26 protein-coding genes and 1 pseudogene are annotated in these 26,809 nt (G+C 48.7%); 26 read left to right on the forward strand and 1 reads right to left on the reverse strand.

All coding sequences use genetic code 11. The features are described 5' to 3' along the window. The first annotated feature begins 172 nt into the window (after positions 1-172). The 22 genes and pseudogenes from fapR to AWM70_RS04755 all read left to right on the forward strand — a co-directional run bounded on the left by fapR (position 173) and on the right by AWM70_RS04755 (position 22,095). Positions 173-769 (forward strand): transcription factor FapR, encoded by a 597-nt coding sequence (fapR, locus tag AWM70_RS04655; protein WP_068694554.1) that lies wholly within the window; start codon positions 173-175, stop codon positions 767-769. Then, positions 753-1,751: a phosphate acyltransferase PlsX gene (plsX, locus tag AWM70_RS04660; protein WP_068694555.1), complete on the forward strand. Its 999-nt coding sequence runs from the start codon at positions 753-755 to the stop codon at positions 1,749-1,751. Before fapR ends, plsX begins: the two co-directional genes overlap by 17 nt. Further along, positions 1,748-2,734: a beta-ketoacyl-ACP synthase III gene (locus tag AWM70_RS04665; RefSeq protein ID WP_068694556.1), complete on the forward strand. Its 987-nt coding sequence runs from the start codon at positions 1,748-1,750 to the stop codon at positions 2,732-2,734. Before plsX ends, AWM70_RS04665 begins: the two co-directional genes overlap by 4 nt. Before the next feature lie 40 nt (positions 2,735-2,774). After that, positions 2,775-3,714, forward strand: a pseudogene (gene fabD, locus AWM70_RS04670) (ACP S-malonyltransferase). A gap of 235 nt (positions 3,715-3,949) precedes the next feature. Next, positions 3,950-4,699 (forward strand): 3-oxoacyl-[acyl-carrier-protein] reductase, encoded by a 750-nt coding sequence (fabG, locus tag AWM70_RS04675; RefSeq protein WP_068694557.1) that lies wholly within the window; start codon positions 3,950-3,952, stop codon positions 4,697-4,699. Between the two features lie 81 nt (positions 4,700-4,780). After that, positions 4,781-5,014: an acyl carrier protein gene (gene acpP / locus AWM70_RS04680; RefSeq protein ID WP_068694558.1), complete on the forward strand. Its 234-nt coding sequence runs from the start codon at positions 4,781-4,783 to the stop codon at positions 5,012-5,014. Between the two features lie 138 nt (positions 5,015-5,152). Next, entirely contained in the window at positions 5,153-6,391 is a 1,239-nt protein-coding gene (gene fabF / locus AWM70_RS04685; RefSeq protein ID WP_068694559.1) for a beta-ketoacyl-ACP synthase II, read from the forward strand. 14 nt (positions 6,392-6,405) lie between these two features. Continuing rightward, a complete protein-coding gene (gene rnc / locus AWM70_RS04690; RefSeq protein WP_068694560.1) occupies positions 6,406-7,107 on the forward strand; it encodes a ribonuclease III in 702 nt (233 codons plus the stop codon). A gap of 199 nt (positions 7,108-7,306) precedes the next feature. Further along, positions 7,307-10,876: a chromosome segregation protein SMC gene (smc, locus tag AWM70_RS04695; RefSeq protein ID WP_068694561.1), complete on the forward strand. Its 3,570-nt coding sequence runs from the start codon at positions 7,307-7,309 to the stop codon at positions 10,874-10,876. A 129-nt stretch (positions 10,877-11,005) separates the two neighbouring features. Continuing rightward, the gene (gene ftsY / locus AWM70_RS04700; protein ID WP_068694562.1) at positions 11,006-12,025 is read left to right on the forward strand and encodes a signal recognition particle-docking protein FtsY; all 1,020 of its coding nucleotides are present in this window, start codon (positions 11,006-11,008) and stop codon (positions 12,023-12,025) included. A gap of 110 nt (positions 12,026-12,135) precedes the next feature. Beyond that, positions 12,136-12,783, forward strand: coding sequence for a PAQR family membrane homeostasis protein TrhA (gene trhA, locus AWM70_RS04705; RefSeq protein WP_068694563.1), 648 nt, complete (start codon positions 12,136-12,138; stop codon positions 12,781-12,783). A gap of 177 nt (positions 12,784-12,960) precedes the next feature. Next, a complete protein-coding gene (gene ylxM, locus AWM70_RS04710; protein WP_068694564.1) occupies positions 12,961-13,314 on the forward strand; it encodes a YlxM family DNA-binding protein in 354 nt (117 codons plus the stop codon). A 107-nt stretch (positions 13,315-13,421) separates the two neighbouring features. Continuing rightward, positions 13,422-14,807 (forward strand): signal recognition particle protein, encoded by a 1,386-nt coding sequence (gene ffh, locus AWM70_RS04715; RefSeq protein WP_068694565.1) that lies wholly within the window; start codon positions 13,422-13,424, stop codon positions 14,805-14,807. A gap of 74 nt (positions 14,808-14,881) precedes the next feature. Next, positions 14,882-15,154: a 30S ribosomal protein S16 gene (gene rpsP / locus AWM70_RS04720; protein WP_068694566.1), complete on the forward strand. Its 273-nt coding sequence runs from the start codon at positions 14,882-14,884 to the stop codon at positions 15,152-15,154. Between the two features lie 22 nt (positions 15,155-15,176). Next, positions 15,177-15,407, forward strand: coding sequence for a KH domain-containing protein (locus tag AWM70_RS04725; protein WP_068694567.1), 231 nt, complete (start codon positions 15,177-15,179; stop codon positions 15,405-15,407). 216 nt (positions 15,408-15,623) lie between these two features. Further along, the gene (gene rimM, locus AWM70_RS04730; RefSeq protein WP_068694568.1) at positions 15,624-16,142 is read left to right on the forward strand and encodes a ribosome maturation factor RimM; all 519 of its coding nucleotides are present in this window, start codon (positions 15,624-15,626) and stop codon (positions 16,140-16,142) included. Positions 16,143-16,145: 3 nt separating this feature from the next. Continuing rightward, a complete protein-coding gene (gene trmD / locus AWM70_RS04735; RefSeq protein ID WP_068694569.1) occupies positions 16,146-17,006 on the forward strand; it encodes a tRNA (guanosine(37)-N1)-methyltransferase TrmD in 861 nt (286 codons plus the stop codon). Positions 17,007-17,322: 316 nt separating this feature from the next. Next, complete coding sequence (locus AWM70_RS23405) at positions 17,323-17,463, forward strand: hypothetical protein (RefSeq protein ID WP_169823400.1); 141 nt, start codon at positions 17,323-17,325, stop codon at positions 17,461-17,463. 635 nt (positions 17,464-18,098) lie between these two features. Further along, positions 18,099-18,485, forward strand: a complete 387-nt coding sequence (gene mscL, locus AWM70_RS04740; protein WP_068694570.1) for a large conductance mechanosensitive channel protein MscL — start codon at positions 18,099-18,101, stop codon at positions 18,483-18,485. 483 nt (positions 18,486-18,968) lie between these two features. After that, a complete protein-coding gene (locus tag AWM70_RS23070; protein ID WP_237167894.1) occupies positions 18,969-19,535 on the forward strand; it encodes a copper amine oxidase N-terminal domain-containing protein in 567 nt (188 codons plus the stop codon). Positions 19,536-20,237: 702 nt separating this feature from the next. Then, positions 20,238-20,417 carry a hypothetical protein gene (locus tag AWM70_RS04750; protein WP_068694572.1) on the forward strand — a complete coding sequence of 60 codons (180 nt, stop codon included), beginning with the start codon at positions 20,238-20,240 and terminating at the stop codon, positions 20,415-20,417. 106 nt (positions 20,418-20,523) lie between these two features. Further along, positions 20,524-22,095: a recombinase family protein gene (locus AWM70_RS04755; RefSeq protein WP_068694573.1), complete on the forward strand. Its 1,572-nt coding sequence runs from the start codon at positions 20,524-20,526 to the stop codon at positions 22,093-22,095. Here AWM70_RS04755 and AWM70_RS22580 read toward each other — a convergent pair. Continuing rightward, positions 22,014-23,164, reverse strand: a protein-coding gene (locus AWM70_RS22580; RefSeq protein WP_248931314.1) for an IS3 family transposase whose coding sequence is annotated in 2 segments (ribosomal slippage) — positions 22,014-22,909 and positions 22,909-23,164 — 1,152 coding nt in all. Because the reading frame shifts where the segments join, the coding sequence is not laid out codon by codon here. The genes AWM70_RS04755 and AWM70_RS22580 overlap by 82 nt on opposite strands. A 359-nt stretch (positions 23,165-23,523) precedes the next feature. Here AWM70_RS22580 and AWM70_RS23410 point away from each other — a divergent pair. The 4 genes from AWM70_RS23410 to AWM70_RS24265 all read left to right on the forward strand — a co-directional run bounded on the left by AWM70_RS23410 (position 23,524) and on the right by AWM70_RS24265 (position 26,401). Then, positions 23,524-23,700: a hypothetical protein gene (locus tag AWM70_RS23410; protein ID WP_169823402.1), complete on the forward strand. Its 177-nt coding sequence runs from the start codon at positions 23,524-23,526 to the stop codon at positions 23,698-23,700. Positions 23,701-23,902: 202 nt separating this feature from the next. Beyond that, positions 23,903-24,136, forward strand: coding sequence for a hypothetical protein (locus AWM70_RS04770; RefSeq protein WP_068694575.1), 234 nt, complete (start codon positions 23,903-23,905; stop codon positions 24,134-24,136). A gap of 107 nt (positions 24,137-24,243) precedes the next feature. Then, positions 24,244-25,437 (forward strand): transposase, encoded by a 1,194-nt coding sequence (locus tag AWM70_RS04775; RefSeq protein WP_016311143.1) that lies wholly within the window; start codon positions 24,244-24,246, stop codon positions 25,435-25,437. Positions 25,438-26,212: 775 nt separating this feature from the next. Continuing rightward, a complete protein-coding gene (locus tag AWM70_RS24265; RefSeq protein WP_418303209.1) occupies positions 26,213-26,401 on the forward strand; it encodes a DUF4011 domain-containing protein in 189 nt (62 codons plus the stop codon). The last annotated feature ends 408 nt before the right edge of the window (positions 26,402-26,809 follow it).

Genomic DNA, 26,809 nt, shown 5'->3' on the forward strand with positions numbered 1-26,809 from the left:
GCCGGGCGTTCCCTTTCTTTTTGCCGGAGGATGCTTTATACTGGTATTAGTACCTGGTTCTAACCAAGGGATGCGATGCGTGAAGATGATCAAAAATATAAGGCTGACAGCATGCCGGAGCAAAGGCGCTTAACGCCTTTTTGCCAAGAAGGAGGCGGCACCCATAGAACGTTTGCCAAAGAAGGCTCGGCAGCAGAAGCTTGCTTCAATTATAGAAGAAAATCCTTTTGTTACCGATCAGGAGTTGACCAGGCAGCTTAAGGTCAGTATCCAGACAATCCGGCTGGACCGGATGGAGCTCGGAATTCCGGAGCTGAGGGAAAGGCTCAAGCTGATGGCTGAGCGCTCGTACGACACCGTACGTTCGTTGTCGCTGGACGAGGTCATCGGTGAGGTGATTGATCTCCAGCTCGATAAAAGCGGGATTTCCATTTTCGAAATTCGGGAAGAGCATGTCTTCTCGCGGACAGGGATTGCCCGGGGGCATCATGTATTTGCCCAGGCCAACTCTCTGGCTGTTGCTGTGATTAATGATGAGATTGCTTTGACCTCGTCTGCCGACATCCGGTTTGTCCGTTCGGTTCATCTGGGTGAGAAGTGCATTGCCAAAGCTTATGTGCGCTCAGGCCAGGAGAATAAGGCGAAAGCCAAAGTCGAGGTTTTTACTTATGTAGGTGAAGAAATGGTGTTCCACGGTAACTTTATCATTTACCGTTCAGCGACAGGCGAACGGAGTGAAAGGGGGGCCTTGCATGCGGATAGCCATTGATGCGATGGGAGGAGATCATGCTCCTGCAAGCACGGTGGAAGGGGCGCTTGCCGCGGCCAATCAATGGAAAGATGTTGAAATCATTCTCGTAGGCGACCAGGCCGTGCTTGAGCCTTTGCTCAAGGAACGTCCTGCGAATCTGCTGATTCATCATGCCGGCGAAGTGATCGAAAGCGAAGATGAGCCGGTAAAGGCCGTCCGTAGGAAGAAAGACGCTTCTATGGTGGTTGCCGGGCGGATGGTGCGGGAAGGTGCTGCGGAAGCGATGATTTCCGCGGGCAACACTGGGGCGCTTATGACGACCGGTCTGCTTGTAGTTGGGCGCATGGAAGGCATTGAGCGTCCGGGGCTTGCTCCGATGCTGCCGACCATGGACGACAAAGGTGTGCTTGCTCTCGATCTGGGGGCGAACATGGATGCCAAACCCGAACATCTGGTTCAATATGCCCTGATGGGCAGCATTTACCGCCAGAAGGTTCATGGCATGCCTTCGCCGAGAGTAGGGCTGCTCAATGTCGGCACGGAAGAGATGAAGGGGAATGAGCTGACCAAAGCGGCGTACCCTCTGCTTAAGGAGCTTCCTATTCATTTTGTCGGCAATGTCGAATCCAGAGATGTGCTGAGCGGTGCCTGCGACGTGCTGGTGTGCGACGGATTTGCGGGGAATATTCTGCTGAAGGCTCTTGAAGGAACCGCAGGCGCTTTGTTCTCGGTACTCAAGCAGGAATTCAGCAAAAATCTCAAGACCAAGCTGGCGGCAGCGGTCATGATGCCTTCCCTTCGCAATTTGAAGGATAAAATGGACTACAAGGAGCATGGCGGCGCACCTCTGCTTGGGCTAAGCGGACTGGTCATCAAAGGCCACGGCTCGTCTGACGCCGGAGCGATCAAAAATGCGGTGCGCCAGGCTCGCGCAGCACTCCAGAGCAAGCTGACTGAAAGTATTACAAAGGAAATAACCGGGAGAGTGATACAGGGATGAATTTAAGGCCGGTAGGGATTGTCGGAACAGGCATGTATGTGCCCGAGAAGGTATTGACGAACGCCGACTTGGAAAAGATGGTGGAAACAAACGACGAATGGATTGTATCCCGGACCGGGATTCGTGAACGGCATATCGCTGCTCCTGAACAAGCGACATCGGACATGGCTTATGAAGCGGCTGTCCGCGCTTTGGACAAAGCGGGACTGGCTGCGGAAGAGCTGGATTTGATTATCGTGGCCACCATTACTCCGGATATGGCTTTTCCTTCCACGGCCTGCATTCTGCAGGAGAAGCTGGGGGCAAAAAAAGCGGCGGCTTTTGACCTGTCCGCGGCGTGCTCGGGGTTTGTCTATAGTCTGGCAACAGCCGTTAATTTCATCGGAAGCGGCATGTACGGCAATGCGCTGGTGATCGGTGCGGATACATTGTCCCGCATCACAGACTACACGGACCGGAACACATGCGTGCTGTTTGGTGACGGCGCGGGTGCAGTTGTGCTTGCACCGGTTCCTGAAGGCCGAGGGTTTAAATCTTTTGACCTGGGGGCAGAAGGAGCGGGAGGTCCTTTGCTGAATCTGGAGGCAGGCGGTTCCAGACTTCCTGCATCGGAGGATACCGTTAAGAATGGTAAACATTTTATTTATATGAACGGCCGGGAAGTGTTCAAATTTGCGGTACGCGTGATGAGCACGGCCACTGACGAAGTGCTTCGCAAAGCGGGTTTCAGCAAAGAGGACATTGACTTGTTCGTTCCTCATCAGGCGAATATCCGGATCATTCAATCTGCTATGCAGCGTCTCAATCTGCCCGAGGAGAAATGTGTGATCAACGTGGATAAATACGCCAATACTTCAGCGGCTTCGATTCCGCTTGCTCTGGTTGAGGCTGCTGAAGCGGGACGAATCAAGGAAGGCGACAAGGTGCTGCTGGTTGGCTTCGGCGGCGGTTTGACCTGGGGGGCGGCAACCATCGTCTGGTAAACCGGCCAACTCGATACAAGGGAGTAAAGGAGTAGACGAAATGGGGAAAATCGCATTTGTTTTTCCGGGACAGGGTTCCCAAACGGTTGGAATGGGCAAAGATATGTATGATGCTTCCGAGGTCTCAAAAGCATGGTTTGAGAAAGCGGACGACGTTCTTGGGTTCCGGTTGTCCAATTTGATCTTTGGAGGTCCTGAACAGGAGCTCAAAAAAAACGGCCAACACGCAGCCTGCGCTCTTGACAACCAGCTATGTGCTGCTGCAAGCTTTATTGGCGGAAGGTGTGAAAGCCGATTATGCGGCCGGTCACAGCCTCGGCGAATATACAGCCTTAACGGCTGCAGGGGTATTGTCCTTTGAAGACGCTGTAGCGCTGGTTCGGGCAAGAGGCGAGTTTATGGAGCAGGCGGTGCCAAGCGGCCAAGGAGCAATGGCGGCTGTGCTTGGCGGAGAACGCGAAGCGCTTGCCGGGCTTTGTGCCGATATTAGCGCCACAGGCGAACCGGTAGAGCTGGCCAATGTGAACTGTCCGGGACAAATCGTCGTTTCCGGCAGTGCGGCCGGTGTAGGCGCCGTCGTTGAGCGAGTGAAGGAAATCGGCGCAAAACGGGCTATCCCGCTGGAAGTAAGCGGTCCGTTCCATTCTTCTTTGATGAAAGAAGCCTCGCTCAAACTCGGGGACAAGCTTGCAGCGGTTCAGATGAAGGAAGTTCAGCTCCCGGTTGTGTTTAACGTAACTGCCGCACCGCTGGCAGAAGGACAGGAGATTGCCTCGCTGCTGGTAGAACAGGTTTATTCTCCGGTTCTATGGGAAGACAGCGTTCGTTATTTGATCGGGCAAGGAGTAGATACGTTCGTTGAAATCGGTCCGGGCAGTGTTCTGGCCGGCTTGATCAAGAAGATCGATAAATCTGTGCGCACCGTGAATGTCAACAGTCTGGAGAGCGTCAAGCAGGCGGTAGAAGCGCTGAATTCATAATTCATAATCATAATTCATAGTTAACCTCGTCCCTTCTTGACCATGGATTAAATGTCCTGCGTAAGCTTGAAGCGGCAATCCCGCCTGACGGCGGCTTAGCCTTGGCTGGCGGGCGTTTCAGGCTGCAGCAGCACCTTGGCCGATCGAGGCCGAAGGAGCAGGCTGACCGATTGTCCTGTACATACGGCAGCGATTAGGCGATAATATTTAAGTTCACGAAAGGAGACCCTATTTCATGACGAAGTCTCTTGAAGGCAAGTCGGCGCTTGTGACTGGCGCTTCCCGCGGGATTGGGCGCAGCATCGCTTTGGCGCTTGCCGAAGCAGGTGCGAATGTGGCAGTCAATTATGCGGGGAATGAAGCGGCGGCAGCCGGCGTAGTCAGCGAAATTGAGGCGATGGGCGTCAAGGCGTTTGCGGTTCAAGGCCATGTCGGAGACAGCAAGCAGTTTGAAGAAATGGTCAGCCGTACGCTTGAAACGTTTGGCAGCATTGACATTTTGGTCAATAACGCCGGAATTACCCGTGACAATCTCATTATGAGAATGAAGGAAGAGGATTTCGACAAGGTGATCGAAACGAATCTGAAAGGCGTGTTTAACGGCGTAAAAGCCGTAACCCGTCCGATGATGAAGCAGCGTTCCGGCCGGATTATCAACATTTCTTCGGTTGTCGGCTCCACCGGCAATCCGGGACAGGCGAATTACGTTGCCGCCAAAGCCGGTGTTATCGGCCTGACCAAGACGGCAGCTCAGGAGCTGGCTTCCCGAGGCATTACCGTGAACTGCGTATCTCCGGGTTTTATCGGTACCGATATGACCGATGAACTGCCGGAAGAGATCCGGACCAAGATTCTGGGCCAGATTCCGTTGTCGCGTCTCGGCAGACCAGAGGAAGTAGCCAGGGTTGTTTTATTCCTGGCTTCGGACGATGCCAGCTATATGACTGGACAAACCCTCCATGTGGACGGCGGAATGTACATGTAATCTCGCTTCGTCACATGAGTTTCACAGACTATGGCATTTTAACTTCAATTCTCGTATAATACCATGGAGGAGGTGAACCGGATGTCCGATGTATTTGAACGCGTAAAACGCATCGTTGTGGACCGTTTGGGTGCCGACGAGGCTGAAGTTACGCTTGAAGCGTCTTTTAAAGACGATTTGGGTGCTGATTCTCTCGACGTAGTTGAATTGGTTATGGAACTCGAAGACGAATTCGATCTGGAAATTTCAGATGAAGATGCAGAGAAGATTACGACCGTAGGTGAAGTTGTAAATTACATACAATCTCATACCTAAGTCATCTAAAAGTCCCGTACCTCCTTTTTAGCAGGCGGGACTTCTCCTCATTTTTATCGCCTTTTCAAGAGAATCACAGCAAATGACTATAATAATGACGACAATATTGCACATGACGTCTATACGAGGTGAGTGTGTTTGAAACATAGAGTAGTAGTAACGGGCATGGGAGTTGTAACGGCCCTTGGAGAAGATTTGAATACCTTGTGGGACAACCTGATGGCAGGCAAGTCGGGCGTCAGCCTGATCGAAGCCTTTGACGTCAGCGAGTATCCTACTCGTATTGCTGCTTCCGCCAAAGATTTTAACCCTGAGAATTATATGGACCGCAAGGAAGCCCGCAAGATGGATCGTTTCGTTCAATTTGCGGTAGCAGCCGGCTCCATGGCTCTGAAAGACAGCGGCCTTGAAATCGGCGGCAACGTTGACGCAGAACGGATCGGAGTTTCGATTGGTTCCGGCATCGGTGGTCTGGGTACTTGGGAAGATCAGCACAATATTTTGCTTGAAAAAGGCCCGAAACGGGTCAGCCCGTTCTTTATTCCGATGATGATCGCCAACATGGCGTCCGGCCAAATGTCGATCATGTTCGGAGCTAAAGGACCAAATACAACGCAGGTAACGGCCTGTGCAACCGGCAGCCATGCGATTGGCGACTCCATGCGCCTGATTCAGCGCGGGGATGCGGATGTGATGATCTGCGGCGGAGCGGAAGCAACGATCCGTCCAACGGGTCTCGCTGGCTTCTGTTCGATGCGCGCAATGTCTACCCGCAATGATGAGCCGGCGAAAGCCAGCCGCCCGTTTGATACGGACCGCGACGGTTTTGTTATGGGCGAAGGCTCCGGGGTACTGGTGTTGGAATCGCTGGAGCATGCCGAGGCCCGCGGAGCCAAGATTTATGCTGAAGTCATCGGCTACGGCTTGAGCGGGGACGCCCATCATATGACGGAGCCCGATCCGGACGGTGCGGCACGCTGCATGAAGATGGCGATCCGCGATGCCGGCATCGAGCCTAGCGAGATTGATTATATCAATGCCCATGGCACATCGACGCCAGTAGGCGACCGTTCTGAAACGAAAGCGGTTAAAGCGGCTCTTGGCGATCATGCTTATAAAGTAGCTGTAAGCTCAACGAAGTCGATGACGGGTCACTTGCTTGGTGCTGCCGGCGGTGTTGAGGCGGTCATTTGCGGATTGGCATTAAACCATGGCGTAATCCCTCCAACGATCAACCTGGACAACCAGGATCCGGAATGCGATCTGGATTATGTCCCTAACACACCAAGACAAGCGGATCTAAAGGTGGTTATGTCGAACTCCTTCGGTTTTGGCGGCCACAATGCCACCATTATTCTGAAGAAATTTGAAGCGTAAGGGAGTTTAGTCTGTTGAATGGAGATCTGAAGCAATTACAGCATAAACTTCATATTCAGTTCCACGACCGGCTGCTGCTGAAACAGGCTTTTACCCATGCGTCTTACGTAAATGAACATCGGTTCAGCCAGCATGCCGATAATGAACGGCTTGAATTTCTGGGTGATGCTGTGCTGGAGCTAACCGTTTCGGAATATCTGTATAGACTGTTTCCGGATCGTCCGGAAGGCGAGTTAACCAAACTCCGGGCGGCCATTGTCTGCGAGCCTTCGCTGGTGAAGCTGGCGGAGAGTCTCGAATTCGGACAATATGTGCTGCTAGGCAAAGGAGAAGAGCTGACCGGCGGCCGAACAAGACCCGCGCTGCTTGCGGACGTATTTGAATCGTTTGTGGGGGCGCTGTATCTCGATCAGGGGCTTGAGAGAGTTAAGGTTTTTCTGGATCAGCATGTGTTTCCGAAACTGGAGCTCGGCGGTGGCAAAATGCAAATTACCGACTACAAAACGGAGTTGCAGGAGCTTACTCAGCATCATAATCTGGGAGCGCTCGAATACCGGATTGTAGAGGAACGAGGGCCGGCTCATGAGCGGGAATTTGTATCTGAGGTGTTTATGGAAGGACGGAGTCTCGGCCGGGGAACCGGACGCTCGAAGAAGGAAGCGGAGCAGCAAGCTGCTGCGGTCGCCCTAAGAGAGCTTAGCTCGATTGAACAATAATTTGGAAGGCGCCTTCTCTTAGGAGAGGCGTCTTTTTCGTCCAGCACCGATTGCGGACCACGGGGTTTCTATTTTGATGATCCGTGGTGGAAACGGGTCGGCAGCCCTGTATTTGATCTGCAGCCGATTTTCTTGCAGCGAATGTCCAAAAGTGGTGGAAACCTGTGGTACAATAGGCTTTAGAGGTGATAGGGGACGTATGTTTTTGAAGAGGATAGAATTGGCCGGTTTTAAATCGTTCGCCGATAAAACGGAAATGGAATTTGTACGCGGCATTACGGCCGTAGTTGGACCCAATGGGAGCGGAAAAAGCAACATTTCCGACGGCATCCGCTGGGTGCTGGGCGAGCAAAGCGCCAAGTCGCTGCGCGGCGGCAAAATGGAGGATATTATTTTTGCCGGAAGCGACGCCCGCAAAGCGGTCAATTATGGAGAAGTATCCCTGACGCTGGACAACAGCGATCAGGCGCTTCCGCTGGATTTCAGCGAAGTAACGGTGACCCGCCGTGTTCACCGCAGCGGGGACAGCGAATATTTGATCAACAAACAGCCTTGCCGCCTGAAGGATATTACGGAGCTGTTTATGGATACCGGCATCGGCAAGGAAGCTTATTCGATTATCGGACAAGGCCGGATCGAAGAAATTCTGAGTACCCGTTCAGAAGACCGGCGGGGCATCTTTGAAGAGGCCTCGGGGATCGTGAAATACAAGTCCCGCAAGAGGGAAGCCCGCAAGAAGCTTGATGATACCGAGCAGAACCTGCTGCGGATTCATGACCTTGTTACCGAGCTTGAGGACCAGATCGGACCACTCAAGGAGCAGTCGGAGAAGGCGCTGCATTATAAAGAGCTGCGCAGCCAGCTCAAGGATAAAGAGATTTCGCTTTATATCCATCAAATCGAGCAGATTCACAAGTCTTGGAGCGAAGCGAACAGCAAGCTGGAGTCGCTGCGTGAAGAGCAGGCGGGGCTGGCGGCGATCGTTTCGGCGCATGATGCCAAGCTGGAGACGGAACGCTCCGCTCTTCGCAAGGTGGAGGAAGAGCTGGAAGCGCTGCAGCACAATTTGCTGGAGTACAGCCAAAACTTTGAGAAAAGCGAAGGCTACCGCGAGGTCCTGAAAGAGCGGCATAAGAACCTTACACAAAATCGCCAGCAGCTGTTGGAAACGCTGGGCGCCAGCGAAGAGATTTTCAAACGGCGGATGGAAGAGTTCGAATATGTGAAGCAGAAATATGAAACGGCCAAAGCGAATCTGGAAGAAGTACGGGCCATTCTTTCCGCCGAGGAGGCCAAGCTTGTCGGCGTCACCGGGGGAATCAGCAGCGCCCAGGAAGAGACGCTGAAAGGCGACCTGCTGCGGATTATGAACGACATGGCGCAGGCGCGAAATGACATTCGCAGTGGAGAACAGCAGAAGGAAGCGATCCAGCGCCGAATGTCCCGCTCCGAACAGGACGGCACCAAATGGCGCGAAGAGCAGGCCAGACTGCTGGCGGCCAAGCAGGAGCTTGAGAAGGTGCTCGAGCGTCATGCGAAAGAAATTGCCGAGCTGCGCAGCGGTTATATCACAGGCAGCGAGAAGGTCAATTCCCTGCAGAAGCTGCTGGAGGAAAGCCGCGAGAATTTGCGGCGCTGGGAGCAGAAACGCGAAGCCCTGGTATCCCGCCGCGACACGATGAAGGAAATGCAGGATGATTATGACGGCTTTCAGCACGGCGTTAAAGAGGTGCTCAAGGCCGCGCGCAAATCGGTTCTCCATGGGGTACATGGCGCAGTAGCCGAGCTGATGAACGTACCGGAGAGAATCGAACTTGCGGTGGAAACAGCGCTTGGCGCAGCCATGCAGCACATTGTCATGGAGAATGAGCAGGTATCCCGGCAGGCCATTACGTTTCTGAAGCAGCGCCAGCTGGGCCGTGCTACATTCCTGCCGCTGGATGTTATCAGACCGCGGCATATTTCGGAGAGCGATAAACGAAACGTGGAACAAATAGAAGGGTTTGTGGGCGTAGGCGCTGACTTGGTCGGCTTTGAACCCAAATACGCTTCCATCATCGGCAGTTTGCTGGGCAGCGTGATTATCGCCGAGAATCTGGAGAACGCCAACAAGATGGCTGCCCGTCTTCAATACCGTTTCCGGGTAGTTACGCTGGAAGGCGATGTCGTCAATGCCGGCGGCTCGATGACCGGGGGCAGCCAGCATCGCAAGAACAGCAATCTGCTGGGCCGGAATCGTCATTTGGAGCAGCTGGATGCCGACATCAAGCAGGGCGAAGCGATGATAGCCCAGCTGCGTCAAAGCCTGACCGAGCTGCGGAGCCAAATCCAGGAGGCTGAAGGCGAGCTGGAGCGGCTTCGCGAGGCCGGAGACCGCAAGCGCAGCGAAGAGCAGACGGCGGCAGGCGATCTTAAACAGCTTGAGCACGAATATCGCCACGTGACAGAGCAGTTTGAGCTTTACGGCCGGGAGCAGGGCGATTACGTGAAGGAGATGGAAGAGCTGGATCTGGCCGTGAAAGCGGCGGCGGAGAAGCTGACGCAGCTGGAGGCCGAGGAGCGGAAGGTTCAGCAGTCGATCGAGGCTGCCGAATTTGCCCGCAAGGCCAGCGAATCGGCCAAAGAGGAACTCCAGTCTCAGTTGACGGATTTGAAGATCCGTGAAGGCAAGCTGGAGCAGGAGACATTAGCGCTTCAAGACCGGTTCACACGGCTTGAAGAAGAGGTCACCTCACGCAAACGCGAGCTGGAGCAGAACCGCCGGATTTTGAAGTCGATTGAAGAGGATCTGAAACATAACGAGGAAGAAAGCGTTCGTCAGACCGAGCAGCTGAACGTGAATAAAATCAAGAAGCAGAGCACGAGTGAAGAGCTGGAGCTCAAGCGGGCTTCTAGAGCTGCTTTATCCCGCAAGCTGGAGGAAGGCGAAAGCGAAACGAAGGAGCAGCGGGCCGCTCTGAAGAGCGTAGACGAGAAGCTGCTGCAAACGGAAATCCAGGCCAACCGTCTCGACGTGGAGCTTGACAACATTTTGAAGAAACTTCTGGATGATTACGAGCTGACCTACGAGCGTGCGAAGCAGCTGTACGCCGTGCCGGAGGATGCGGAGCAGACCCAGGCAGCCGTCAGGGAACTCAAGCGGGCCATTTCCGCTTTGGGCGAAGTCAACCTGGGAGCCATCGAAGAATACGAACGGGTGTCCGAGCGGTATGAATTCCTGAATGAACAGAAAAATGATCTGGTCGAAGCGAAAGCCGCTTTGTACCAGGTGATCAAAGAAATGGACGAAGAGATGGCCAAGCGGTTTAAATCGACGTTTGATGCCATACGCAAGGAATTTGTGATCGTGTTCGCCAAGCTGTTTGGCGGCGGACGCGCCGACCTGGTGCTGATGGACCCTGAGAACCTGCTGGAGACGGGAATAGATATCGTTGCTCAGCCTCCAGGCAAGAAGCTGCAGAACCTGCAGCTTCTGTCCGGCGGGGAACGGGCCTTGACGGCGATGGCGCTTCTGTTCGCCATCTTGCAGGTCAAGCCGGTGCCATTCTGCGTGCTGGATGAGGTGGAAGCCGCCCTGGACGAAGCCAACGTGGTTCGTTTCGCCGAATATTTGCGCGAGTTCTCCGAACAGACCCAGTTTATTGTGGTTACCCACCGCAAAGGTACGATGGAGGAAGCGGATGTCCTTTACGGTGTGACGATGGAGGAAGGCGGCGTATCGAAGCTTGTCTCCGTCAAGCTGGAGGACGAAGAAGCAGAAATTGCTTAAGGGCTTGGGGAATGTCATAATATAGGCAGGAACCTATTTCAGATAAAGCAGATACAATAATATGGTACTCAGCTCCCTGTCTCTCGCAGCAGCTGCGGGAGTGGAGCGGAGATATGTAGGAGGATATAAATGAGTTTCTTCAAGAAACTGAAAGAAAGCATTGCATCCAAGACAGAATCCGTAACCCGGCAGTTTAAAGAGGGGCTGGAGAAAAGCCGTAAAGGATTCGTCGAGAAAGTAGCGGAGCTCGTTACCCGCCGCAAAAAGATTGATGAGGATTTCTTCGAAGAGCTGGAGGAAATTTTGATTGGCGCGGACGTAGGCGTGAATACGGTCATGGAGCTGATTGACGATCTGCGCAAGGAAGTGAAGCAGCGCAAAATCGAAGAAGCAGCGGAGCTTCAGCCGATCTTGTCGGAGAAGATCCGGGAACTGCTGCGCGGGGACGAAGACAATTCTATCCGGATGAACCCGGACGGCATTACGGTCATCTTGTTTGTCGGCGTCAACGGCGTCGGCAAAACGACCACGATCGGCAAGCTCGCGCACCGCTACAAGCAGCAGGGCAAAAAAGTGCTTATGGCGGCGGGCGATACGTTCCGTGCAGGCGCCATCGAGCAGCTTGAGGTTTGGGGGCAGCGGGTAGGCGTCGACGTGATCAAACAGCAAGCCGGTTCCGATCCGGCTGCAGTTATGTTTGATGCGGTGCAGGCGGCGAAGCAGCGCGGCGCGGATATTTTGCTGTGTGATACGGCTGGACGTCTGCAGAACAAAACAAACCTGATGGAAGAGCTGAACAAAATTTACCGCGTTATTCAGCGCGAAATTCCGGGTGCCCCGCATGAAGTGCTGATGGTGCTGGACGCTACAACCGGACAGAATGCGCTGAGCCAGGCGAAGCTGTTCGGGGAAAAAAGCGGCGTGACCGGTCTGGTGCTTACCAAGCTGGACGGAACCGCCAAAGGCGGCATCGTGGTGGCGATCCGCCAGGAGCTGAGCCTGCCGGTCAAATTCGTCGGTTTGGGTGAGAAGATGGACGATCTGCAGGAATTTGATTCGGAGCAGTTTGTTCATGGCCTGTTCTCCGGACTGATTGACGAGTCGGAACAAGATGAAAATGAAGAAGAGGCTGCGAATACCAACGTTTAATACAGGGTTGTCTTGCTGGTAAGGTAATCCCGGTCATCACCGGGATTACCTTTAATCATTTTGATGCCGTCACAAACGTCCAAGCAGCATAAGGGAAGGGAGTCGAAAATATGGCCAATACGCATACATTTTCAAGGCGGGAGGAAATGGCCAACGCGGTTACGCATGGCGTTGGTGCATTGCTTAGTGTGGCCGCGCTGGTCCTGCTGATCGTTTTTGCAAGCATGAAAGGGACGGCCTGGCATGTGGTCAGCTTTACGGTTTACGGGGTGAGCATGCTTCTGCTGTATTCCTGCTCAACACTTGTTCACGGCTTGAAAGAGGGCCGGGCCAAGGATTTATTTGAAATCTTTGACCATTCTTCGATCTATTTATTTATTGCTGGTACCTACACGCCTTTCCTTCTAGTAGCGACCCGGGGGCCGCTGAGCTGGACCTTGTTCGGAATCGTTTGGGGGATCGCCGCTGTAGGCGTTGTGTTCAAGGCCTTTTTTGTAAAAAAATTCCTGTTCATGTCTACGTTGTTCTACCTTGGCATGGGCTGGCTGATTGTGCTGATATGGCCGGAGCTTACGGCTGCGGTGCCGACGGCTGGCATGATGCTCTTGATGGTGGGAGGCGCACTATACACGCTCGGAACTTTGTTTTATGTATGGCGGGGTTTCCCTTATCACCATGCGGTTTGGCATCTGTTTGTGCTTGGCGGAAGCGTGCTGCATTTCCTCGCGATTTTGCTGTACCTGCTTCCGTGGCATTGAGGAAAAGTCCTGTTTTGCATCTTGATCGTAACAGCTGCTGGTTCCGAAAAACTGCATATTGATCAGCGAAAGAAGATGTTAAGGTTATTCGCTTGACATCTTCTTTGCTGTTCGGTATGATTAGTAACGTTGATTGCCTATGTAAAGTGATTTTCCTTGACGGAGGGAGTGCCCGAAATGAGTCAGGAGAATAGGCTGGAGAAGACGAACAGAGTCAATTTGTTATTTGACTTTTATGAACTTCTGCTGACAGAGAAGCAGCAGACCTTCCTTAAATATTATTTCCATGACGATTTCTCGCTTGGAGAAATCGCCGCTGAATTCGAGATTAGCCGCCAGGCGGTATACGAACATATCAAGCGGGCCGAACAGATGCTGGAAGCTTACGAGCAGAAGCTGGGACTGCTGGCCAAACAGCAGAAAGCGGATGAGGATCTCATCCGGCTTGAGAAGCTGCTTGAGGGCAGCGAGCTTTCGTCCGCCGATAAAGAACAGGCGCTTGCGATCGTCAAAGAGCTGCAGTCTTTATAGTTTGAAGCTGCAGTCTTAAGAAATTGGCCTGTTAACAAGCATTAAGTTACAATAAGAGGCATGAACAGCAGAAACAGATAGCAAACAGGAAAGTGAGGTGACCGGAAATGGCATTTGAAGGCTTAACAACACGTCTGCAGAATGTATTCAGCAAGCTGAGGGGCAAAGGCAAGGTTTCGGAGGAAGACGTCAACGAAGCGATGCGCGAAGTGCGGCTTGCCCTGCTGGAAGCGGACGTTAACTTTAAAGTCGTTAAGGAGTTCATATCCAAGGTCAAAGAGAAAGCTGTCGGCAGCGAGGTTATGGGCAGCTTTACTCCAGGCATGGTCATCATCGATATCGTCAACAAGGAATTGACCGAGCTGATGGGCGGCACGCAGGCGAAGCTGGCCCGCAGCAATAAACCGCCAACCGTCATCATGATGGCTGGCCTGCAGGGGGCCGGTAAGACCACCACCTCTGCCAAACTGGCCAAGATGCTGCTCAAAGGCAATCACCGGCCGCTGCTGGTAGCCGGCGATATTTATCGTCCTGCGGCCATCAAACAGCTCCAGGTGCTTGGAGAGCAGATTAAAGTCCCCGTGTTCTCCTTGGGCGACGGCATCAGTCCGGTTGAAATCGCCAGACAAGCTTTGGAACAGGCCAAAGAGAACGGCAACGATTATCTGATTATTGATACCGCCGGTCGTCTGCATGTGGACGAAGAGCTGATGGAAGAGCTCAAGCAGATCCATGCTACGGTAACGCCGGATGAGGTGCTGCTGGTGGTCGATGCGATGACCGGTCAGGATGCGGTAAATGTGGCGGAGAGCTTCCACGCCCAGCTTGAATTGACAGGGGTCGTATTGACGAAGCTGGACGGCGATACCCGCGGCGGTGCAGCGTTGTCCGTCAAAGCCGTTACAGGCTGTCCGATCAAGTTCGCATCGCTTGGTGAGAAGATTGACGCGCTTGAGCCGTTCCATCCGGAGCGGATGGCTTCCCGGATTCTCGGCATGGGCGATATGCTCTCCCTGATCGAGAAAGCTCAGTCGAGCATTGACGCAGACAAAGCTAAGGAAATGGAACGCAAGATGCGCAATGCCGAATTTACGTTCGATGATTTCCTAGAGCAGATGGATCAGGTGAAGAAGCTTGGACCGATTGACCAGATCATGGACATGATCCCGGGCATGGGCAAAGTGAAGCAGATGAAAGATGTGAAGGTTGACGAGAAACAAATGGGACGCGTCGAAGCCATCGTTCGTTCGATGACGAAGGAAGAGAAGCAGAATCCGGATCTGATCAACCACAGCCGGCGCAAGCGGATTGCGGCGGGCAGCGGCTCCAATTTGGCCGATGTCAACCGTCTGATCAAGCAGTTCGACGAGATGCGCCGGATGATGAAGCAGCTTTCAGACATGATGGGCGGTCCTAAATCCGGCAAAGCGGCGAAGATGCTGCGCGGCATGCAGGGCAAAGCAGGCAAGGGTATGAAGTTCCCTTTCCGTTAAACCGGCAGGGGAAGGAAATAGATAAACTCAGCTAGTGCTGAAGTGTTGATTCTTGTAAGGAGGTGAATGTTGAAATGGCAGTTCGTATTCGTTTGAAACGTATGGGTGCTCACAAAGCTCCTTTCTACCGTGTGGTGGTTTCGAATTCCCGTTCCCCACGTGACGGCCGCTTTATCGAAGAAATCGGTTACTACAACCCGACTACAGTACCGGCAGTAGTGAATATCGATGAAGAGAAAGCTCTGAAATGGTTGCAGGATGGCGCACAAGCTTCCGATACTGTTCGCAACTTGCTCAGCAAAGCGGGCGTTATGAAGAAGTTCCATGAGTCCAAATTGCAAAAATAATGGCTGATTTGGAGGGTCCTTTGTGGAGCAATTAGTCGGCGTTATTGCGAAGGCTTTAGTTGATCATCCGGAGGATGTCCGTGTAAGCGTCGTGGAGAAAGAGAATCTGATTGTTTATGAACTGACCGTACATCCTGATGATGTGGGGAAAGTGATCGGCAAGCAGGGCCGAATCGCCAAGGCGCTTCGCACGGTAGTGACTTCAGCAGCTGTAAAGATGGACAAACGGGTTACCGTGGACATCATATCTTAAGATATACGAAAGAGGGTTAGGATGTATGTCCTAGCCCTTTTTCGTACAAACATAAGAACGTATAACGTCGAGTCGTTTTAAATTTTGGACCTTATACTTTTTATATTTGCAGGGGGATGCCCGGTGTCTGGCAGCATCATTGCTGCGAGCCGCCTGTGTATCTCCGAATGAGAATGATGACTGCGAATTATCGAAAGCTATTTTTAGGAGGGTATTATGTCAGAAGCTTTATTATCGGTTGGCAAAATTGTCAATACACACGGCATTCGCGGTGAGCTTAAAATACTGTCCAGCACGGATTTTCCAGATGTCCGCTTTGCGGAAGGAAACCGCCTGCTGTTCGTAAATCCTGAGACCGGCCAGCAGGTACCGGTTACGGTGCAAATGTCCCGCCCCAATAAAGGGACCTTCATTCTGAAGTTCAAGGAATTCGGCAACATTAATGAAGTCGAGAAATATAAAGGCTGGGATCTCAAGGTAACCAAAGATCAGACCATTGAGCTTGAGCCGGACGAATATTATTTCCATGAAATCATTGGCTGTGAGGTCATTACAGAAGAAGGCGAAGCACTGGGGAGTATTACGGAGATTTTGCGGCCGGGCGCCAACGATGTCTGGGTAGTCAAAATGAAAAACGGCAAGCAGCTGCTGCTGCCGGTTATTGATGATGTAGTGCTCGACGTGGACGTACAAGCCAAACAGGTGAAAATCCATCTGATGGAAGGGTTGCTGTAAACGATGCGGGTAGATGTGCTGACGCTTTTTCCGGAAATGTTCACCGGCGTATTTGGCACGAGCATTTTGGGCAAAGCGCAGGAGAAGGGGATCGTTTCCCTAAATGCTATCAATTTCAGAGACTACTCTGAAAGCAAACACGGCACCGTTGACGATACTCCCTATGGCGGAGGAGGAGGCATGGTGCTGAAGCCGGAACCGATCTTCCGGGCGGTCGAAGCGCTGCTGAGCGAGCAGGCGGGGGAGAAAGTGAGCTTGGAGCAGAGGCCGGAGGGAGAGGTGCCTGATCCGGCAGGAACGCTGGCGGAAGCTGTCGATTCTTCTCTAGGCCAGGCGCGACAACGCGAGAGCGGGTCCAAGCGGCCGCCAAGGGTGATTTTGCTTTGTCCGCAGGGTGAGCCTTTTACGCAAGCGAAAGCGGAGGAGTTGGCCCGTGAGGACCATCTGATCATGATCTGCGGCCATTACGAAGGATATGATGAACGAATCCGCGAGCATCTGGTAACGGATGAAATCTCCGTCGGCGATTATGTGCTGACAGGCGGGGAGCTCCCAGCCATGGTGGTGACGGACAGCGTCATCCGTTTGCTCCCGGGCGTGCTCGGCAATGAGACCAGCGCGGTAACGGATTCGTTCAGCACGGGACTGCTGGAGTACCCGCATTATACCCGTCCGGTGGAATTCCGCGGCTGGAAGGTGCCGGATATTTTGCTCAGCGGCCATCACAGCAATATTGACGCCTGGCGCCGCAAAGAGGCTTTGAGACGTACCTGGAAGCGCCGCCCCGACCTGCTGGATAAGCTGGAGCTGACCCAGCAGGACAAGCTTTGGCTGAAGGAAATCCAAGCGTCTGAAGAGCCATAAGCACCGGCCTAGATAAAAGAGGACACCAGCGGGTGCCGGTGCGATTCTGGCCGCCATCAAGGTGATGGGCAATCAGATTACGGATGAGCATAGGGAGAAAGCGGACCAATTTTTTAACGGACACCGGTCCTATAACAACCATTAAACCAGCCGATTTATCGGTTGGTTTTTTGCGTTTCTGGAAGATGAGTGAAGACGCGATTTGGCAAGAAAGCTTGTGCGGCGTTTTAGGTTGGCCGGAATCGGGTAATGACATAAGGTCAGCGAATAAAGCAAGCAGTTGAGAGCAACAGGAGCAAGAAAGGATGGAATAGCAATGGCAGCACAGACAGAAGATTTTGAGACCGCAGGAAATCCGATTTCCGTGAACGAACTGGCCGACGCCTCCGATTTCTTTCAAACGGTGGACGATGTATTGGCCTATTACGCCAAAGAGCAGGATAAAGAAGACAAATGATCAATGTTGACTTTACCGGGCTTTAAAAAGCCTGCGGAATAGCTCAAACTTGGAACCAGTTGGATCTGAGGAAAAAGTTCAATCCAGAGTGAAGCATATGTGATGATGTCGAGGCTGCGCCAGTAGAGCAGTCCTACCCAACCAAAAGCTTTCTTAATCATGTGTAGAGAAAGAACCCCGCTGCTCCTAACGGATCAGTGGGGTTCTGCATGTTTTGTAAGCTGAAATCCAATTATATGGTTTGAAACATCGTTGTTTCGCGGGCATAATACGATTTGCGGCCTGTTTCGATATTCCGGATGCGTACATAGGTTTCGGTGTATTTCTCGACGACCCCTCGGCCTACTTCACAGTAGACGCCGGCAGGATCCTCCTGCCAGGCGGAGATGACTTTCTGGGAGAGGGCAGCGGCAAAAAAACTCTATATTAGCAATAATTGTATTAGGCATGGATAACTCCTTTTTTAGCTTGAAAATGGAATAAAATCAGGAATCACTTAAATAGATTGGACCGTTGTTAATTGTAACATTAAATCTTTATTCGGAAAACAGAAATCGTAGACCAAATTTATAGATTTTCTTTGTGAGAAAATTCATTTACAATTACTATAAAAAAGATAAGGAGAAAGGTTTACTATGTGGAAGGAATTTAAGGCGTTTGCCTTTAAAGGAAATGTGCTCGATTTGGCGATCGGCGTGGTGATCGGAGCGGCCTTTGGCAAAATCGTGACTTCGATCGTAAACGATCTGATTACCCCGATTATCGGTATTATCATTGGCGGGCTCAACTTCTCGGGTTTGGCTCTGGAGGTTGGCGACTCCAAAATTACATACGGCAACCTGATTCAAACAATCATTGATTTTCTGCTGACGGCAGCGTCTATTTTTCTATTCATCAAGCTGCTTGGCAGATTTAAAAAGAAAGAAGAGGAAAAACCGGCAGCTCCCCCTGTGCCAAGCCGTGAAGAAATGCTGCTGACGGAAATCCGGGATCTGCTGAAGCAGCAGCGGCAGGAATCTTAGAAGACTGATTATGTCTGAATCTGATCCCGAATAGCAAAAAAAGGATCTTCTCACTCGAGAACGATCCTTTTTTCTATTCCAGCATAGAAGGTAGTATTGATTTACTGAATCTCTCATAAAGTAAAGTGTTCATTTGCTAGACGCTCAGGTGAAACAAATAAAATATCAATACTGCCTTGAGACAAGTCTTCTTCAATTTCTGCTAACTCTTGTGCATTAAGTGAACTATCAATCGAAGCGGGCCTTTGCATTTATACTTTACCTAAAACTAGTAACATGGAAATGTGGTGAACGTTACACCTTTGAGGCAGCTAATCAAGACATAAAACAATACACTCGCATTGCTGATAATAAGACAATAAAAAAATCATTAAAAAATCTATACGTACATAACTACTTGCTATACAGAAGAGATCCAACAATTTATTGATGCTGAAAAGGCTAAATGGGAAGAAGAGGTTTTATCTCCTGTCATTGCTGAGCGTGACAGCTTGCTCCAATTTAAGCCCAAGTGGGGGAAGCTCTTCTTCTAGTTCTAGTAAATCCTCTTCTTCATCTTCTTCTAAGAACTCTTCGAGCCGCTCTTCCAAAGGTTCCTCTGCCCCCAAATCCACAGAGCCAACCTACAAAAAATCTAAGCTGAGTGTATTTATTAATGGGAAAAGAGCCGATTTCAATAGCGATTTAATCATTTATCAAAATACGAACATGGTTCCTCTTCGCGAAATAGCTGATCTGTTAGGAGCAACTTTCAGTTATGATCCAAGCAGCGGTGTCATTAGTGTAAGCAAAAATAACAACAAGGTCACATTTACAATGGGAAGCAAGAAAGTATATTACAATGGGGAAGCTGAAACCCTTAACGTGGCTCCAATGATTGTAAAAGGTGTCGCATATGTTCCCTTGCAAAGCCTTGTTAAAGGTCTTGGAGCTAGCTTAAAAGCTGATAGTTCCAACCAAACCCTTAGTATCTGCTTCTTTATTTATAGCTTTTGCAAAATCTGTCCCCTTAGCAGACAGAGTGAACTTCCCTGTAGATTCACTAAATGAGATTAGTTTATTCTAGGTCAAGATCAAATATGCTGGTGTTTTCCAAAAGATAATCCCATTGCTGCATGGTATACCTACTTAATTACACAAGTTGGAAACCCTAAAATCATTCGTAAGAATACAGAGTTAGCAGAATACGCGATATTGCACAGAGTAACTTACGAAATGGTGACTGATAAGGAGATTAAACCTGTTTGGAGTAACAGTAGCTTTTCACATCTTACAGAGAAATATATAAATGAAGATGAACTGTTATCTCTTCTGTCAAATGAAGATAATAGCGCTCGGGTAAAGGGCAAAATTTTACGAGCGCATGGAACATGTAACATGTATCTCAGAATTGAGAAGCGAAAGAATGGCATAGTAACAATTGATCTAAATAACCCAGGAAGTTACTATGTGGAGTATCTAACCCAACTGCTAAAAAGAACAAGTATGAGTTGGAGTTGTTTCACATACCCTACGATTGACCCCTACCACAATATTAAGGTCTTTATTAATACCAATGATGATAACGATTTAAAAAGTTTGGTTAAATCTGATTTTAGATGGATAACTATGAAGAAAATAAGAAAATTATAAATTGCGAAAACCTTCACAGAGAATATCTGATGAAGGTTTTTTCTGTTTTCGGGGCTAAGGACATAGGACAAGTCTTATTCCAATATAAATCACTAAAAAGAGTTAAAGGAGGAATAACTGTTGAAATTCACAGTTACTGAAGTTTACGGTAGTAAACCGATTTCAAATTGGATAGCCATAAAATTAACGGAGTTTGTGAAGCAAAAGTATGGCTTGGATATACAAGTGACAGTTAATACAAATACTGCAGAGAAATCGTCTCAGTTAGAATCTGCACAAAATCAATTAAGTCAAAGCTAACTGAATAATTTCAAGAGTATTTATTAACAACATATAACCCGTATAAAGCAAACTGAGGTTGTATATAAATGAGTAGTAACAGCGGTTTTTTTATAGGGGTGAGAGCATGCATCTTGAAAAGATTAGATGTGCAATCTATGCACGGGTCTCGACTGATCAGCAGGGGGATTCAATTGAAAATCAAGTAAGTCAATGTCAGGAATATATAAGCAGACTTGGGCAGCAGTACGATTACACTAATGTCATAATTTATAAAGATGAGGCCGTATCCGGCTACTACACGAGCGTATTTGACCGTGTTGAAATGAAAAAGGCAATTCAGGATGCTAAAAATAATCAGTTTAAATTGCTTGTTTTTAAAGAAGTAAGTCGGGTTGGACGTGATAAACAAGAAAATCCAGCCATTATCGGTATGTTTGAACAATATGGTGTAAGGGTTGTAGCCATCAATGATAACTATGATTCTTTAAACAAGGATAACATTACCTTTGACATATTATCCGTTCTCTCTGAGCAAGAATCCAAAAAGATATCATCTCGTGTAAGCAGCGCCAGAAAGCAAAAGGCACGCAGAGGACAATGGGGGGGAGAACCCCCCATTGGGTATAAAGTGAATCGTGAATCCAAACGACTTGAGATCGATCCGGATTTTAAGGATATTCCAATAAAAATATTTGAGCTCTATGTAGAAAAAGGAATGGGTACCTTTAAGGTAGCCGAATACTTAAATAATAAAGGCATAAAAACAAAAAATGGGAACCGTTGGAGCCGAGAGACAATTAATAAATTGCTTCGCAACCAGGCTTACATTGGAAGTGTAGTGTATGGGACAAGGAAAAATCAATTGCAGAGAGAATACGATGACCATGGAAAAATGTCAAAGAAGAAAGTTCAAATCAAGATAAACAAGACTGAATGGCAGATTGTGGAGGATGCTCATGAACCTCTAATTAAAAAGGACGTCTTTTATGCTGCCCAGCGAATCCTTTTATCTAAAAGTCATAATCGGGCTCCGCGAAGAGCCTATCACCCCCTGACTGGAATATTAAAATGTGGCAAATGTAACGAAGGCATGGTGTGCCAGAAAAGAACGTACAACTCCAAGGAATATAGGTATTATATCTGCAAAACTTACCATAAATATGGAAGGGATGTTTGTTCTCAGACGAACGTGAATGCTGATGAACTTGAGCGTGTAATCCTTGACTCTGTACGACAACGTTTGGACAAGCTTCCCAACGATCCCTTTGTGATGGTAGCGAACAAAAGTAAAGATATCGAGCGGATACAGAAAGAGATCAAAGTTAAACAACAAAACAAAGATAAGTGGAAAAAAGATCAGATCGATATTTTTAAACAACGGGATCTTTTCGATGAAGAAACATATCAACAGCAAATGCTTGATATTAAACGGCATATCCTTCTGCTTGATGAGGAAATTACAGTGATGGAAAAACAAATCGAAAGTTTAATGGACCAAATCGCTGAATCATCATCTTTAGAACATTATTTGGAGGAATTCAGGAAATTGGACATCGGTGGTCCAGGATCTATGTGTACCTCTGTCAATAGAGTAGACACAAAGAATCGAGAAAATTATGCGGCAGATCGGTACATACGTTCGCACTCATTGGGCGTAGAATACCCAATCGCGGAATGGATTCGTTTTCCATTGTAGAAGCAGGTAATATATTCAAAAATGCGTTTCTTGGCTTGCTTGCGTGTTTTGAACTTCTCCAAGTAGACAAGTTCTTTCTTAAGCACACTGTGGAACGATTCAATACACGCATTATCGTAGCAGTTCCCTTTGCGGCTCATACTGCCTTTCATCTTGTAGGTGCGCAGCCGCGCCTGGTAGTCATGAGAAGCGTACTGGCTGCCGCGATCCGAATGATGCAGAACCTCTTCGCACGGTCGCTGCTGGCTGTGGGCGCGGTCCAGCGCCGTTAACACGAGTTCTTTCGTCATTCGCTCATCCATGTGAAATCCAACGATTTTACGACTGTACAGGTCCATGATGCTTGCCAGGTATAGCCACCCCTCATCGGTCGGGATATACGTAATATCAGCCACCCAGGCCTTGTTTGGAGCGGACGGATTAAACTCGCGGTTCAACACGTTCTCTTGGACAGGCAGGTTGTGCTTCGAGTTGGTTGTGGCCTTGTATTTCTTCACCGTGCGAGAACGTAAACCCAGCTCCTTCATGATCCGAGCGACTGTTTTCTCGGACACTCGTATGCCCTGCTTGTGCAGTTCTTTTGCTACTTTGGGGCTTCCATATAATCGACGGGATTCTAGAAAGATACGACGGATCCGCCGCTCCAGCTTGCGACGTCGCTTTTCACGTTTGCTGGCTTTTCGCTGGGTCCATTTGTAATAGCCGCTTCGGGATACTTCAAAGGCTTCGCACATCTTCGAGACTCGGCACTTGAAGCGATGATCGTGGATGAAGGCATAGATCAGCGCCGGTCTTTGGCGAAGTAGTGCATCGCCTTTTTTAAGATGTCGTTCTCCTCTTCCAGATCACGAAGGCGTTTCTGAAGATCTCTCATTGCTTTATCGTCGGCTTTCAGTTGCCCACTGCCTGGAAAGGCCTGTGCGCCGTCTTTCTTGTATTCCGCCATCCAACGATACAGGGTGTTGTCGCTGATCCCCAGTTCGCGGGCGACCTGCGCCACCGCTTTCCCTTCTTCCTGGATCATCTGAATCGTTTGCAGTTTAAATTCTTTATCGTATTTTTTCGTCATGGTAGCACCTCGAATTTGGATAGATTCATTTTACCCGATTCTCGGTTCTCCATGTCTACTTTTTAGTCTAGCAGCAATGCGTGTGCTTTTGCATGATCTAATTAAGAGTATTAAGTTAACTGATCAACAAGTAGAGATAGAGTATAATTATGATTTTGAAAGCTAATTAGCATGTCTTTGTTAAAAAAATACTAAATGTCTTTGCAGCCATCCGAAGATGTCTGACTCGATAACTCGGCTGTAAAGACTTTCATATTATAGGCATCCCTTTTTCATTTTCATACTATATAGTTTATTCGAAATCAGTATTTGATAAAGGAGAGCTCATTTAAATATAATTATAAATTAGGAGTGGAAGGATGCTTTTTGAAATTACTGAAGAAATGGAGCAAAAGATAAATGAATGGGATTCCTGTAAAGCTACTGATGCTACAGGAGCAAAGTTTGCATATATTTTTATTCCAACAGGTGTAGGACTAGTGGTTAAAGTAAAATGTGATGTTTGTGATAGAGAGCTAGACCTGACAGAAGAGTAAGACTAGTATGAGCCTAGGAATTATGCTTTTCTGTATCGGAACTAGAAAGAGGTCCTATTATTGATATATAATCTTGACTAATATCCCGTAATACATAAATTGGGTTCCTTTTTTTAGCCGATAAACAATTGGCAATTTTAGAGAACAATCGGCAGTTTTATTTTTTTGAGTCCTATTCTCGATCAGGTAGGAGAGCTGTAAAATGAAAAAACGTCCTAAGGGAAAGGGCAGTAAAATGGGAGCTAATCATGTTCAACAGATTCCCCAAGCTGGCTGCTTCAAAGAAGTTGCTAAATCATCACAAAAACAGTTAAACGAACGTATTTATTGGGGACCTTCAGAGGATGGAGAAGACGTTGAGTACATTGAAACCCTGAGTGGTAAAGTTTCTAATCGAAAGCCTTCATTCTTACGTGAGCGTTTTGCAGTAATCTGAGGCCTTGAGCCGTAAGGATTTTCGGACATAAAAAAGGGACTTCACCCCAACTTGGAGAAGTTTTCAAGTGACCAAACCCAAAAACCTCAAGGATGGAGGAAGTCACTTTGTATATTCTCCAAGAATGTCTGTTTTCCTTCGAAGAACTTTTAAAAATTCAACCCAAGGAGAGATTGCCGATCTTCTTCAGCTCTCTCGATCTGAGACCGTATGCCAAGGAACTGAGAAGCCGTTCACCCCGAGGCGCTGAGGGATACTGCAGACAAGGTATTCTACGAGCACTCTTGGCTGCGCCGCTTGAAGGAATAAGTACCTTTTCAGGGTTGCATAAGCGTTTGGATACGGATCTCCGGTTTCGTTATCAGTGTGGTCTTCCGCTGGATCGAGAAGCTCCTTCCATATCCACATTAAGCCGAGTTTTCTCAGAACTGACGAGAAAGGACTTGGCAAAACGGCTTTTTGAGGATTTGGTCACACGCTGTCAGCAGGAAGGTATCATAGAAGGCAGTAACGTCGCCATAGACAGCGCCGCTCTCCGCGCTTACGAGAAAAAGCAGCCCAAACGCAAAAGCGAGCAAACGGGTAATGCGAACTGGGGCGCAAAAATTGATTCCTTCGGCAATAAAATCACATGGTTTGGTTACAAAATTCATCTGGCGGTCGATACGAAAAGTGAATTGCCGATCGCCTTGGAAGTAACGCCGGCGCATGTCAATGATGGAGAAATGGCGCCGGGCCTGATCGAGAAAACAGCGTCCAGGACGAGCACACGATTTTTCATACTCGATGCGGGCTACGACCAAATGAAAGTTTATGAGGCCGCCCGCAACGTCAAGGCACAAGCCATCATTCCCCTTAATCTTCGGGGGGAGAAGGAACCGCCTGCTGGCATGACCTCGAACGGAACACCGTGCTGTTCCATGGGTTATGCGATGACATACTGGGGAGTTGACGGCGATATGCATAAATTTCGCTGCCCGCATGCCACGGGTAAAGTCGACTGTCCGCTTGGCATGGCTGCCTGCTCGTCTTCAAACTATGGAATGGTCGTCAAAGTAAATGCGAAGGATGATCTCCGGCGATACAGCATCCCTCATCGGGATACAAAGCGTTGGAAGGAACTTTACAATGAACGAACCAGCGTAGAACGCTGCAACTCCCGATTGAAAACCTATTTGACGGCAGACGCCGCACATGTCCGGGGCATTCAGAAAGTCACAACTCACCAGTATTTGAATGCCATTGTTCTGCTTGCATCTGCGCTCGCCGTTTCTCATCATTCAAAACGGGCTGCCGCTTAAAAAACGAGCTGTTCTAAAATTCTGCAAGTCTGCCCTTTTCTTCATCCATATAATACCATTTTCGAAAATTACCCCTTAACGACAGTGAATATGCTATCGCTTCTTCTCTGAAACGGAATTATGCAAAACACTCACGTAAATAAAATGAGTACCTAGCTTCAGTTTTGTGTCTTTTTTATTGTAACACCCCCTAACTCGATTCTCAAAATACCCCATACGTTCACGGATTCAATTGGCTGTAAGAACTAGTTTATATCGAAAATGTAATTACCGCAGCTTTAGCCTTAGAATTAATTCGTTCTAGGACTAAAGCTGCTTTTTTATTACAATCCAATAATAATAGAATTAACGAAAGAGTCATTTACCATTTGTAAAATATGGTTATCTACTAAACTAGCATATCCACGATAAGAAAAGGCTGCATTAAGCAAATAAAAATCCCAATTCATTTATACCCATAGCAGGATAATGAGGAACATATTACCTATATGAGGTACAATAAATATAATATACCCTGATTCATAAGTACTAGAGATACATTGATTTCTTCATTTATTTAACTAAATCTAACGATTAAAGTTGAAAGGGGATATCCCAATTGCAAGATCTGTTACACAAGTTTCAAGACCGATTAACCGATTTAACAGCGAAGAATACCAGCTTTCGTCTCTAAAAATTACAAAAAAGTCATTTTGATGCTTTTCACTTTGCTAATTTGCCCGATGAGCAGGGATTCATGATATTAGATCAACTTAAGAATGAGAACATGATTCTAATGCCTGTCACATCTGTAGATGAAAAATTGAGTATTCATAGTCGATCATTGGCAAGCCTAAAACTGGAGATTGATTTAATTGAGCAAGAAACGGGAGCCAATGTATTTCATGTGGCATATGGCTTCCTAGAGGAATATTTAAATCCAGACTTTTATTTACGATCTCCAATCCTTTTTGTATCCAACTAAACTTGTTCGGGTGCAGGTAAATAAAGTGCTTCATTGGCCTTTGGAACTCGATGAGGAGGGAGCTCCATTTATTAATCGTTCTCTTGAGTTAGCTTTAAGGCGCTTAGGCAATGTAGATTTGTCCGAGTTATCTGTAGATTTGGAAATATCTGAACCTAGAGAACTATTGGATAAAGTCATTGAATAGGTTAAAAAAATAATTAGAAATAGATTGGGAGTCTAGTTAAACATGATTCCCTTCAAGATATGTGTCGTGCCGATATCCCCAATTATGGTACTGGTTTTGTTGTAAAACCATTCGTTATTATGGGTAAATTCCGGCAAAGCACGAGTCCTCTGTTGCTGGATTACGATTATTTATTTCAAAACCCACCCAAAGAGGGGATATTATCTACCATGTTGGGAGGT

It is taken from the genome of Paenibacillus yonginensis, assembly GCF_001685395.1.
In the GTDB taxonomy this organism is placed as follows: domain Bacteria; phylum Bacillota; class Bacilli; order Paenibacillales; family Paenibacillaceae; genus Fontibacillus; species Fontibacillus yonginensis.